The 11,881-nt window shown below is 70.0% G+C and carries 13 protein-coding genes; 5 read left to right on the plus strand and 8 right to left on the minus strand.

Annotated elements, in window-relative coordinates:
• The first annotated feature begins 238 nt into the window (after nt 1-238).
• The 3 genes from G447_RS0109745 to aroD are packed head-to-tail and all read left to right on the plus strand — an operon-like array spanning nt 239 to nt 3,814.
• A complete protein-coding gene (locus G447_RS0109745; RefSeq protein ID WP_026430912.1) occupies nt 239-1,618 on the plus strand; it encodes a glycine--tRNA ligase in 1,380 nt (459 codons plus the stop codon).
• A gap of 43 nt (nt 1,619-1,661) precedes the next feature.
• Entirely contained in the window at nt 1,662-2,972 is a 1,311-nt protein-coding gene (gene dusB, locus G447_RS0109750) for a tRNA dihydrouridine synthase DusB (protein WP_026430913.1), read from the plus strand.
• An 11-nt stretch (nt 2,973-2,983) separates the two neighbouring features.
• Nucleotides 2,984-3,814, plus strand: coding sequence for a type I 3-dehydroquinate dehydratase (gene aroD, locus G447_RS0109755; RefSeq protein WP_026430914.1), 831 nt, complete (start codon nt 2,984-2,986; stop codon nt 3,812-3,814).
• 63 nt (nt 3,815-3,877) lie between these two features.
• Here aroD and G447_RS0109760 read toward each other — a convergent pair whose 3' ends face one another.
• The 3 genes from G447_RS0109760 to G447_RS0109770 form a co-directional block, all read right to left on the minus strand.
• Nucleotides 3,878-4,276: an SRPBCC family protein gene (locus tag G447_RS0109760; protein ID WP_051226314.1), complete on the minus strand. Its 399-nt coding sequence runs from the start codon at nt 4,274-4,276 to the stop codon at nt 3,878-3,880.
• Between the two features lie 230 nt (nt 4,277-4,506).
• On the minus strand, nt 4,507-4,635 hold the full coding sequence (locus G447_RS12495; protein WP_207382546.1) for a histidine kinase: 129 nt from the start codon (nt 4,633-4,635) through the stop codon (nt 4,507-4,509).
• A gap of 364 nt (nt 4,636-4,999) precedes the next feature.
• A complete protein-coding gene (locus G447_RS0109770) occupies nt 5,000-5,329 on the minus strand; it encodes a CBU_0592 family membrane protein (RefSeq protein ID WP_026430916.1) in 330 nt (109 codons plus the stop codon).
• 85 nt (nt 5,330-5,414) lie between these two features.
• Here G447_RS0109770 and G447_RS0109775 point away from each other — a divergent pair, with 85 nt between their 5' ends.
• Complete coding sequence (locus tag G447_RS0109775; protein WP_005868075.1) at nt 5,415-6,326, plus strand: LysR family transcriptional regulator; 912 nt, start codon at nt 5,415-5,417, stop codon at nt 6,324-6,326.
• 8 nt (nt 6,327-6,334) lie between these two features.
• Here G447_RS0109775 and G447_RS0109780 read toward each other — a convergent pair whose 3' ends face one another.
• From G447_RS0109780 to clpS, 4 genes are read right to left on the minus strand one after another with little or no spacing between them, the layout of a single operon-like run.
• Nucleotides 6,335-7,132 (minus strand): MBL fold metallo-hydrolase, encoded by a 798-nt coding sequence (locus tag G447_RS0109780; protein WP_026430917.1) that lies wholly within the window; start codon nt 7,130-7,132, stop codon nt 6,335-6,337.
• A complete protein-coding gene (gene murI / locus G447_RS0109785; protein WP_026430918.1) occupies nt 7,129-7,956 on the minus strand; it encodes a glutamate racemase in 828 nt (275 codons plus the stop codon). The genes G447_RS0109780 and murI overlap by 4 nt, the downstream gene beginning before the upstream one ends.
• A gap of 11 nt (nt 7,957-7,967) precedes the next feature.
• Nucleotides 7,968-8,573 carry a DUF2017 family protein gene (locus G447_RS0109790; protein ID WP_005868086.1) on the minus strand — a complete coding sequence of 202 codons (606 nt, stop codon included), beginning with the start codon at nt 8,571-8,573 and terminating at the stop codon, nt 7,968-7,970.
• A 10-nt stretch (nt 8,574-8,583) separates the two neighbouring features.
• The gene (gene clpS, locus G447_RS0109795; RefSeq protein ID WP_026430919.1) at nt 8,584-8,907 is read right to left on the minus strand and encodes an ATP-dependent Clp protease adapter ClpS; all 324 of its coding nucleotides are present in this window, start codon (nt 8,905-8,907) and stop codon (nt 8,584-8,586) included.
• Between the two features lie 82 nt (nt 8,908-8,989).
• Here clpS and G447_RS0109800 point away from each other — a divergent pair, with 82 nt between their 5' ends.
• A complete protein-coding gene (locus tag G447_RS0109800; RefSeq protein ID WP_026430920.1) occupies nt 8,990-10,333 on the plus strand; it encodes a nicotinate phosphoribosyltransferase in 1,344 nt (447 codons plus the stop codon).
• Between the two features lie 169 nt (nt 10,334-10,502).
• On the opposite strand, the gene G447_RS11540 is transcribed toward G447_RS0109800, so the two are convergent.
• Nucleotides 10,503-11,210: a hypothetical protein gene (locus tag G447_RS11540; protein ID WP_034477017.1), complete on the minus strand. Its 708-nt coding sequence runs from the start codon at nt 11,208-11,210 to the stop codon at nt 10,503-10,505.
• Nucleotides 11,211-11,881: the final 671 nt, after the last annotated feature.

Below are 11,881 nucleotides of genomic sequence, written 5' to 3' on the forward strand. Positions count from 1 at the left end.
CCCGCCCCTGCCCCTTCCCCGCCCCTCCGGGCGCCAGGGGCGGGGGAGGGGAGCGGGGCCGCGCGCACATGGGGTGCGAAGGCGCGCAACCCGGGAACCGTGCCCGGGAGCCGTGCTCCGGGCGACGCGGACGGCGCGGGGCCGCCCCGACCGGGAAGCCGCGCGCACGAAGCGCCCGGCGTCGGATAGTATCGACTTCGGTGCGCCAGCCAGGCGCGCCCGCACCCAAGGAGTAGCAGTGGCCTCTCGCCTCGACAACGTCATCAGCCTCGCCAAGCGCCGCGGATTCGTCTTCCCCTGCGGCGAGATCTACGGCGGCACCCGTTCCGCGTGGGACTACGGCCCGCTCGGGGTCGAACTCAAGGAGAACATCAAGCGGCAGTGGTGGGACTACATGGTTCGCCGCCGCGCGGACGTGGTCGGCCTGGACTCCTCCGTGATCCTGCCCCGCGAGACCTGGGTCGCCTCCGGTCATGTCAAGGCCTTCACCGACCCGCTCATCGAGTGCCTCAACTGCCACAAGCGCGCCCGCGAGGACCAGCTCGTCGAGGAGCTGGCGGAGAAGAAGGGCGTCGCGGAGTCCCAGATCGCCCTGGCCGACGTGCCGTGCCCCAACTGCGGCGTCCGCGGCCAGTGGACCGAGCCGAGGGCGTTCTCCGGCCTGCTCAAGACCTTCCTGGGCCCCGTCGACGACGAGGCGGGCCTGCACTACCTGCGCCCCGAGACCGCCCAGGGGATCTTCATCAACTTCGCCAACGTCATGACGGCGGCGCGCAAGAAGCCGCCCTTCGGCATCGGGCAGATCGGCAAGTCCTTCCGCAACGAGATCACGCCCGGGAACTTCATCTTCCGCACTCGCGAGTTCGAGCAGATGGAACTGGAGTTCTTCTGCGAGCCGGGCACCGACGAGGAGTGGCACCAGTACTGGATCGACTACCGCAAGGCCTGGTACGTGGGCCTGGGCATCGATCCCGAGAACCTGCGCGAGTACGAGCACCCGGCCGAGAAGCTCTCCCACTACTCCAAGCGCACCGTCGACCTCGAGTACCGTTTCGGCTTCGCGGGCGGCGAGTGGGGCGAGCTCGAGGGCATCGCCAACCGCACCGACTACGACCTCACCGTTCACTCGCAGGCCTCGGGCGCCAAGCTCGACTACTTCGACCCCGCCTCGAAGGAGCGGTGGACCCCCTACGTCATCGAGCCCAGCGCAGGCCTGACCCGCTCCCTCATGGCCTTCCTCATTGAGGCGTACCACGAGGACGAGGCCCCTAACGCCAAGGGCGGGGTCGACAAGCGCGTCGTCCTCAAACTGGACCCGCGCCTGGCGCCCGTCAAGGCCGCTGTGCTGCCCTTGTCCCGCAAGCCCGAGCTGACCGGCCCCGCCTCCGAGCTGGCCGACGGGCTGCGCGGCCTGTGGAACGTCGACTACGACGACGCGGGGGCGGTCGGACGCCGCTACCGCCGCCAGGACGAGATCGGCACGCCCTACTGCATCACCTACGACTTCGACTCGGTCGAGGACCACGCGGTCACCGTGCGCGAGCGGGACTCGATGGAGCAGGTGCGCATCCCCCTCGACCAGGTGAAGTCCTACCTCGTCGAGCGGCTCGGCTGCTGAGGTGGGGGGCTCTCCCCGCGCGCACGGCCCGGCCCCCCTCCAGATCGGGCCGCTGCGCCTGTGGACCCCGGTCGTCCTCGCCCCGATGGCGGGGGTCACCGACGCGCCCTTCCGGCGCCTGTGCCGCTTCTTCGGCGAGGCGGGGCTGCCACAGGCGCTGCGCCCCGTGGATCCGGCCCGGCCGGGCAGCGGCTGCGCCGACGGCGCCGTGGCCCGGTACGAGGCGGGCGCCGCTGTGGCGGCTGGGACCAACGACTGCGCGGGCACTGCGGACGGGGCGGGTGCCGGGCGCCCCGCCGTCCCACGGGTGGACGCGCCCGCGGGCCTGTACGTCACGGAGATGGTGACCAGCCGCGCCCTGGTCGAGGAAGGGGCGCGCACGCTCGAGATGGTGCGTCCCGACCCCGTCGAGCGGGTGCGCTCCATCCAGCTGTACGGCGTCGACCCCGCTGTCATGGGCGCGGCGGCGCGCCTCCTCGTCGAAAGGGACCTCGCCGACCACATCGACCTGAACTTCGGGTGCCCGGTGCCCAAGGTCACCCGCAAGGGCGGGGGAGCGGCCCTGCCGTGGAAGAGGGATCTCTTCGAGGACCTGGTCGCAGCTGTCGTGCGCGCGGCCGAGGACGCGGGAGCCGCCACGGACCGCTGGGTCCCCGTCACTGTGAAGATCCGCATCGGCATCGACTCCGCCCACGAGACGGCGATGGACGCGGGACTGGCCGCCCAGCGCCTCGGGGCCTCGGCGCTCACACTCCACGCGCGCACCCAGGCCCAGCACTACGCGGGCCGCGCCCACTGGGATGAGATCGCGCGCCTCAAGGAAGCGCTCACCATCCCCGTTCTCGGCAACGGGGACGTTTTCGAGGCGCGGGACGCCACGGCGATGATGGAGCAGACCGGCTGCGACGGGGTGTGCGTCGGGCGCGGCGCGCAGGGGCGGCCCTGGCTGTTCCACGACATCGTGGCCGCCTACCACGGCGCCCCCGTCCCGACTGGCCCCGCCCTGGCCGAGGTGGCCGCCGTGATCGAGCGGCATGCCGCGTGGGTGGTCGCCGATCAGGGGGACGAGGCGCGCGCGATGCGGGAGATGCGCAAGCACGTGGGATGGTACCTGCGCGGATTCGCGGTCGGCGGCGCCCAGCGCCACGCCCTGTCCATGGTCTCCACGCTGCAGGAGCTGCACGACCTGCTCGCAGGCCTCGACCCCGACCAGCCCTTCCCCGAGGCAGCGCGCGGCCCGAGGGGGCGCGCAGGAGGGGAGAAGCCCCCGCACCTGCCCGACGGGTGGCTCGACCACCCCTACCTCACGGATTCGGAACGCGGACGCCTCCACCTGGCGGAGATCGGGTACTAGTGGCGAGTGCGATGGAGGAGGCGGCAATGAGCACAGGTGGAGCGCGCTCGCGCGCCCGTGGGACCGTGGACATCGGACGCCCGCCGCGCGGGCGGGTCGAGCTGGGTATGCGCACCCGCGTTATCGCGCCCCTCACCAGCGGCTCCAGGGACGGTCTGCTCGACGAGGCCGCCGCCGTGGGCGACGAGCCCGTCGACCTCGTGGAGTGGCGCGCCGACTCGATGATCCGCGCCCTGGCGGGCAGTTCCTTCGCGGCGGCCTCCGATCTGGTAGGCGAGCTCGCCGCGACGGCCGGGGCACTGCTCGAAGCGAGCGCCCTGCCCCTCATCGCGACGGTCCGCACCTCCTCGGAGGGGGGCGCCGCCCACCTCGACGACTCGGAGTACTGCGCGCTCGTCGCCTCGTTGGCCGGGATGGCCGACGCCGTCGATGTCGAGATCGGACGCGAGGGCGCCCCGGACCTGGTCCGGGAGGCGCAACGGGCGGGCGCGCGGGTCATCGCCTCCCACCACGACTTCGGGGGCACTCCGACCGATGAGGAACTGGCCGGGGTCCTCGCGGCCATGAACCACGCGGGGGCGGACGTGCTGAAGATCGCGTGCGCGCCCCGCAGCGGGGGCGACGTGGCCCGTGTGCTGACGGCGGGGGCGTGGGCGCGCGAGGCCTACGACCGACCGGTCATCGCCATCGCGATGGGGCGCCTCGGCGGGCCGACCAGGTTCGCGGGGGCCGCCCTGGGGGGCGCCGCCACCTTCGCCTCCGTTGGCGGGGCGAGCGCCCCGGGGCAGTACACGGCCCGCGAGGCCAGGACGGTCCTCGACATCGTCGAGGGCGCGCAGTAGGCAGTCTCCCGGACCTCCCCGGTCGGCTCTGGGGCGGGCGCCGGCCGGCCAGCGCGCCCCCGTTCACTCCTGCGCAGCCAGCGCGCGGTTGAGATCCTCGATGTAGGTGGCCTGTTGGTGGTACAGGTACTTCCGCACGAAGGGCCGCACGAACAGGCGGCGGCCGCGGACGTTCTCGGTGAAGACCACGGCGGTGCCGGTGCCCTCCTGTTTGAACAGGCCCGTCCAATGGCCCTCGATAAGGCGGTTGACCAGGTCGAACTCCCAGCGCTCGTTCTCTATGCGGGCGGTCGTGGTGAACGAGGTCCGGTAGCCCTCGGTGGTCTCCTCAATGAAACGGAGGTCGTCGATGACTTCGATCGAGGACAGGTCGGAGCGCCACGACGGGTCCATTCCGGTGACGAGCCCCCACACCCGGTCCACGGGAACGTCGAAAGCCGCAGAGGCTGTGACGATAGGCACTCTTCCTCCTCCTATTGTGGGGGTGCGCCGGGTGTGTCCGCCCGGGAAACAGTGTGTGCCGCGAAAGACTCCGCGGCGGGGGTGCGCCAGCGAGCGCGCAGCGAGATGTGGCGTGTGCCGCGAAAGGTCCCGCGGCGGGCGGGAGAGCGGAGGGGTCCGGAGCGGGGAACGGAGGACCGCCCCCAGGTGGCCGGGGGCGGTCCTCGTCGCGTGCAGGGAGTTGCCGCCCCTCACCTGGCGGTGAGTGCGCCGAAGATCGGCCGGTCCAGGCAGAACTGCAGGTCGTTGCGTTGTTGCTGGCAGCGCCAACGGTGCCGCTGGAGGAAGGTGGAGAACAGCTCGGGGATGCGGTGGAACATGGTGTTACTCCTCGTCGAGTTCCGCACGATCAGTCAGTCGTCTGACACAACAATAGTGGCATTGGTTTCCCCGCTAATCAATCGACACTTCCTTCACGCGTGTTCAAGCTCTGCTCACTGACTGAGTCTTGACGATTCAATGAACAACCGTTGGAGGGGAATCGGCGGTGTGTGTGCGGAGCTTTCGATCCGCTGCGCGGGGTCGGCCGGTGGAGGCGGGGTGTCCGGGGTCTTCGTCCATCGGCCGGGGTAGCGGGTGCGGGCCACCGGGGACTGCCGACTGTGAACCCGCGGGGCGCGGGCAATGCCCGCGCCCCGCGTCCTGAGTCCCAATGGGTCGGTTCGCCCGCCGCGTCCCAACGGGTCAGTGTGCCCGTGCGGGGCGGAGGGCCCGCAGTGCCCGCCTCGGGCTGCACGCCCGGACGATCCGCAGGGCCCGGCTCTTGAGGCGGTCGCGCACGTGCCAGATCATGTGCGCGCCAACGGCGATGAAGATCGTGTTCGTCAGGAACGACGGCCATGCCCCCGTCGAGGCGCACGCGGTGGCGAGCAGCATGCACGAGGTGACGTTGAGGGAGTGGTAGCGCAACGAGTCGGGGGCGAAGCGCTTGGAGGACACCAGGTAGTAGGCCACTACTGAAGCGGCGGCGCCGAGCCAGCCGAGAACTGTGATCGCGAGAGAGGGGATTGCCATGCCGACAATGGTGCCCCGTTAACCAATCAAGTGCAATTGAATAGTTCTATAGTGATCATGAAGGATCACTTAAAGGAGGATGGATATGGACATCGACCCCCGCAGGCTCCCCTTTCTCATGGCCGTCGGGCGTGAAGGGGGCATCGTCGCCGCCGCGGACATCCTCATGGTCTCGCCCTCGGCCGTGTCCCAGCAGATCCAGAAGCTCGAGGACGAGGTCGGCCTCAAACTGGTCGAGCGCACGACTGCGGGCGCGGTCCTCACCCCCGCGGGCAGGATCGTGGCCGACAGCGGGGAGCGCATCAGCACCGAGATCGCCGAGACGCTCAAGGCGTTGCGGCCCCTGACGGGCCAGGTCACGGGGACTGCCACTATTGGGGCGTTCCTCACGGTGATCCGCTCCACGTTGATCCCGGCGCTGGCCACCCTCGACGAGAACCTGCCGGGCGTGGATCTGCGCATCGAGGAGACCGACGAGCAGCCCGGGATGGCGCGTCTGCGCACGGGGGCCTTCGACCTGCTGGTGATCGAGCGCGACGAGGAACCCGGGATCGCGCCGCGCGGCTACACGGACACCCCCTTCATCGACGAGCCGTGGGTGCTGGTCACACCCGATTCGGCCCCCGCCATCGGCTCCATCGCGGATTTGGGCGAGCTCACGTGGCTGCGCACCACCCCCGGATCCACGGGCGACCATGTCATGCGCCGCATCACGAAGTCGCTGCCCGCGACGCACTGGGCCCCGCACACGTACACGACCTATGACGTCGCCCGCGCTCTCGTGCGAGCCAGGGTGGGCTCCACCGTCCTGCCCGCGATGGCCCTGTCGGGGGCGAACTTCGAGGGGATGCGCGTCACACCTCTGCCGACCCTGGGCACACGTCAGATCCTTCTGCGCCGTAAGAACCACGGGTGGGACGAGGCGGGAGCGCCCGCCCGCGTCGCGGCGCACCTGCTGGAGTGGACGCGCCACCACGATTCCACCGTCACCGAGTAGGGAGCGCCCTACAGCTCGTAAACGGCGCCCCCGCGCGCGAAACTCAAAGGCCCGTCCCAAGTGCGCGTCAACTCAGCGCGCACCAGCTCGTGGCTGGTCCACGGCTGGATGTGTGTCGCGACCAGGATGCCCGCCCCCGCCTCGGCGGCCACCCGCCCGGCGCGCAGGCCGTCCATGTGGATGCCCCGCACCCGGTCTGCGGACGTGAAACCGACCTCGGACAGCAGTAGGTCAGCGCCCCGCGCGCCCTCGACGATGGAGGGGCACTCGTCGGTGTCCCCCGTGTAGAACAGGGAGACCGTCCGGTCGGGGTCGGCCTCGCTGGGCCCCTCCACCCGAACGCCGTAAGCCTCGATGGAGTGCCGGCCGGGGAACGCGCGCAGCAACAGCGGCCCCACGCGGACCACGGTCGCGGAATCGACCCTCGCGAAGGCGAACTCGCCGGAGTAGTCCTCCAGCCCCACCGCGCCCTCGATCTGGCGCACACGGCCCAGGGTGCCGTCGGGCCCCAGGAGCAGCAGGGGCGCCAGGTCCCTGGCCGGCCCCCACTTGCGGTGCACCTGCAAGGAGATGATGTCGCCCATGTGGTCCGCGTGGCAGTGGGACAGGAACAGGGCGTCGATGTCGCACGGGTCCATGTACCGCCATAGGGCGCCGAAAGACCCCGGCCCCAGGTCGAGTAGCACGGAGAAGGTTCTGAGCAGGCCGGATACGGGGCACCGCCCCTCGGCCTGGACCAGATAGCACGAGGCAGGGGAGGCCGGGCCCGACATCGACCCTGTCGCGCCGACGACCGTGAGCCTCATAGCTCTGCGCCCTCGACGGCCATCGTGCGGACCGCCGACACCTCGGGGCCCAGGAAACGCCGCGCGAGGCGCCCGAAGTCCCCGCTCCCGCCGGTCGAGTAGAACTGGTGGCACGGCGAGACGCCGCCGCGGGGCTCGTGGAGCAGATCCCGATCGACGAGTTCGTTGTAAGTGACGTTCGCAGTCGCCTCGGAGGAGGTCACCAGGGCGACTTCCTCTCCCATGACGCGCCCTATCACGCCCGTGAGCAGAGGGTAGTGCGTGCAGCCGAGGACCAGGGTGTCCACGCCCGCCTCCTTGAGGGGGGCCAGGTACTGCGTGGCCACAGCCTCGAGCTCTGCGCCGGTGGTGATCCCCGCCTCGACGAACTCCACGAAACGCGGGCACTCGCGCTGGGTGAGGCTCAATCCGGGGACCGCGGCGAGGACGTGGGAGTATGCCTCGGACTGGATCGTCGCCCGGGTCCCGATCACGCCGACGCGCCCGTTCCTGGTCGCCGTCACGGCCTGGCGCGCGGCGGGCGTGATGACCTCGACGACCGGGATGCCGGCGTCCACCCAGTAGCGCTCCCGGGCATCCGCCAGGGCGGCGGCCGTCGCGGTGTTGCAGGCGATGATGAGCGCTTTGACGCCCATGGAGGCCAACTGGTCGAGGCATGCGAGGGTGTAGGTGCGCACCTGCGCGACCGGCCGGGGGCCGTAGGGCGTGTGACGGGTGTCGCCCAGGTACACGACCTCTTCGTCCGGGAGCTTGTCGATGACCGCGCGCGCGACGGTCAGGCCCCCCAGGCCCGAGTCGAAAATACCGATCGGGGCGTTGTTCATGTATGTGACCCTCAGTCCTCGTGGTGCTCTTGCATGGCCGTCAGGAGTGAATCCTGCCACCAGGTAACGAGCATATAGATTATGGCGACGCTTTGCGTGTGCTCGCCCGTGGGCTCGCTCATGGCCAGGGCCTCCACCGCCTCCGCGTCCGAGGTGGTCGCCATCCCCAGCTCCCCCGCAAGTCCCAGGCGGATGTCGTTGAGGGCGCCCAGGCACTGCCAAGCGTCGGCGGCCCTGACGCGCAGGTCGGCCTCGTCGGAGTCGGAGGCCCGGGGGTGCCCGCGCACCGGAGCGGCCCCGTCGAGGATCCGCCAGAAGGCGCGCAGCCGGCGGGACTTGTCCGAACGCACGATGTCCTCGGTCAAGGCGCGCAACGACTGGGCGGTCTGCGCGTCCGCGCTCATCGGCGGCAGCAGGAACTCCAGCGAGCGCTCCACGGGGGCGTCGCGCTTGTCCTCGGGGCCGGTCGACGCCGACACCATGATCGACATCCCCTCGGCGTCGCTGGGATCGTCGAGGACCACCAGGATCTCGGAGACGAGTTGGCGCAGCAGCAGGAGCGAGCGCCGGTCGATGCGCGCCGAGTAGTACGCGCCGTCGCGTGTGAAGGGGCCCATCTCGGCGCCCTCAGTGCGCTTGGGCGCCCGCTGGCGCGGGCTCCATCGTGGCGCGCAGGCCGTACGTGTGCAGTGCCACGACATCCGCCTCGATCCGCTCGCGCGGCCCGGAGTTGACGACGGCCCTGCCCGTCGTGTGGACGCGCATCATGAGCTCGTGGGCCCTGGCGCGGGAGTATCCGAAGTGCCGTTGGAGGACCGCCGTCACGTACCCCATGAGGTTGACGGGATCGTCCCAGACGATTGCTCGCCATAGGGGGATCTCGTAGGCGCGCGCCCACGCCTCGGCGCGCGCCCGCGGGCGCGCGTCTGTGCGGGGTGCAGTGGTGGCCATGTCCCAAGCCTATTGTCCCCGGCGCGTCTTGAATACCGTTTTCGCCCCACTCGTGACCAGCCGAACACGGTATCCTCGTCACATGGCAGCCTCTCCGTCATCCTCTTTCCTCACAGATATGTACGAGCTCACCATGCTCGACGCGGCGCTCCACGATGGTACGGCCCAGCGGCGGTGCGTGTTCGAGGTCTTCGGGCGCAGGCTCCCCGCGACGCGGAGGTTCGGCGTCGTGGCGGGCACTGGCCGCATCCTCGAGGCACTGCAGCGCTTCACCTTCGACTCAGAGCAGATCGAGTGGATGCGCGACAATGGGATCGTCTCCGAGCGCGCGCTGGACTATCTCGCGGACTTCTGCTTCTCGGGAACGATCTGGGGCTACGCCGAGGGCGAGTGCTACTTCCCGGGCTCGCCCCTGCTCACCGTCCAGGGCACTTTCGCGGAGTGCACCGTGCTGGAGACGCTCCTCCTGTCGATACTCAACCACGATTGCGCCGTCGCCTCGGCGGCCTCGCGCATGACGATCGCCGCCCACGGGCGGCCCTGCATGGACATGGGGGCGCGACGTGCCCACGAGCGCGCCGCCGTCTCAGCGGCCCGCGCCGCCGTCATCGGGGGGTTCCAGGGGACCTCCGACCTCGAGGCCGCCAAGCGTTACGGGATCCGAGCGATCGGGACCGCCGCGCACGCCTTCACACTGCTGCACGACGACGAGCGCGCGGCCTTCGACTCCCAGGTCGCCAACCTCGGCCCGGGCACCACGTTGCTCGTCGACACCTACGACGTCGCCCAGGGCGTCGTCAACGCGGTCGAGGCGGCCCGCGCGGCGGGCGGCGAACTCGGAGCGGTGCGCCTGGACTCGGGCGACCTGGTGGCGCAGGCGTTCAAAGTGCGCGGCCAGCTCGACGCGATGGGGGCGACGTCTACGAAGATCACGGTGACCTCGGACCTGGACGAGTACGCGATCGCGGCACTGGGCGCCGCCCCTGTGGACTCCTACGGGGTGGGGACCCGGCTGGTGACGGGCTCGGGCGTGCCCACGGCCGCGCTCGTGTACAAGGTGGTCGCGCGCGAGGACTCGGGCGGTGGCATGAGGCCCGTCGCCAAGAAGTCCGAGTCGAAGTCCACGGTCGGGGGCATGAAGGCAGCCGGGCGTGTCGTAGGCGAGGAGGGGTACGCCGCAGAGGAGCTCCTGCTGGTCGGCGTCCCCCTCGACGGGGCCGCCGACGCGCTCCAGGCGCGGGGGGCCCGACCGCTGCAGATCCCCCTGGTCGTCGACGGCAGGATCGACCCGCGCATGTGGGGGAGCGAGGCGCTCGCGCGCGCCCAGGAGCGCCACATCCGCTCGCGCAACGAGTTGCCCTACCAGGCGTGGCGCCTCTCCGAGGGCGAGACTGCGATCCCCACCCGCTACGAGAAGGCGGGCTGAGTCGGCCACCGTGGAACCTGCCAGTCAGGATCGTGGTCACCGCCCGCTACGAGGGGTGGGCCGGGGCGACCAGGCGCTCCCGTAACCGGGCGGCCACTCCGCCCCCTACAAGGGGCCAGCTCGGTCCGTCCGCCTCCCAGGCCGCCGGGCGCGCCGCCGCCAGCGCCCGCTAGTGCGAGGAACAGCCGATGCGGAGGGCTGGCCGGACGCGCGCCGGGGCGCTGCCGCGGGTCGCCTTTCCGAGCCGCTGGCGCACCTGACCGTGGAGAACGGTCCCCGACACGACGCGCTCATCGACCGTCTCTTCTCCGGCGAACAGGCAGAACGTCCAGCGGGAGCGCAGTTCTGAATCGGGCGGCAGAGGGCTCTGCAAGACTAAAGAGCACCATAGCTGGCGCGTCATCAGGAGACGGGTGTCGTAACCGCCGACCGAATAGACGCCGGCAGGCGCCGCCGTGACCTCGTTGTAGCTGCCCATGGCGATACCCGCTTCAGAGACAAGCGCGGCGAACAACGTCCAGTCCGATTCCGGACAGGCGTGGTCCGCCCCATAGGGCAAATGCTCGTCAATGAAATCCGGCTTCGTGATCTCGTGCTGGCTTTCGCGCACGTGGATGGGCAGCGCTGTGCGGACATCGAACCGCTCTGGATTCGGCACGAGAAGCGGTCCGTAGACGGTGCTGTTGGAATAGCGCGCCTTGGCGAAGTGCTCGCTGAGCCACCCGCAGGAAGCGCGGGCGTCCTGCCACACCGATTCGTCGAATGCGGTGGAGAGGTAGTCGCGGTCCGGAATGGGGAGTCCGCGCTCGACGAGGGCGTCGCGAATCGATGGCGATTGCGCCCAACCGCTTTCAGACAGTGTTTCGATGAAATCCATTCTGCTCTCCGATTATGTGACTAGTCGCGCATGACGTGGTGCGCTCGGATTGCGCCTCGTGACGGTGCCCCGGAGTCGTGCGTGAAGCGGCCGGGGAAGCGCGCAAGCGCTTTTACCCTTGAGACGTACCTCATTGTATTGATCATCAGGGTCCGGCGACTCATGAGGCACAGCCTGGTGGGCGCGGTTCGGCCACCGCACCTGGGCGCATCGCGCAGGGGTGGAGCGGCGGGGGCCGCTTTCATAGAGATACCTCCACTTGTACAGCGATACCACACTTTGCAAGTGTTATAACGCTTGCAAAGTGACGGTATCCCTTTGAAAACTCCACTTCGCTTGCAAAACAGCACCCGCGTCCGATCCACGGGCGAGCTTTCCCTTTGAAAACGTGGCGTACCTTCTAGATACCGGCCGAGTGCCCGCCCCGCGGGCGCGACTTCCCTTTGAGAACGCGGCGTCGCCTGCGGAATAGTCTGCGCGAGGCATTGACCAAGATGTTCTCCGATACAGAACCCTGACGGGAGGACGGTGGGGCAGTGCAATGGGGGTCTGGTGGCATTGATGGCGTGCGGCGGGCGCGCGGGGTGGGACGGGGAACACGGCCAGGAAGGCGGCGGGCCCGTTGCGAAGAACGCGGACCCATTCCGCCGGTCCTCTGGGAAGGCGGCGGT

Origin of the sequence: Schaalia georgiae DSM 6843, assembly GCF_000429245.1 — a bacterium.
Taxonomy (GTDB): Bacteria; Actinomycetota; Actinomycetes; order Actinomycetales; family Actinomycetaceae; genus Pauljensenia; species Pauljensenia georgiae.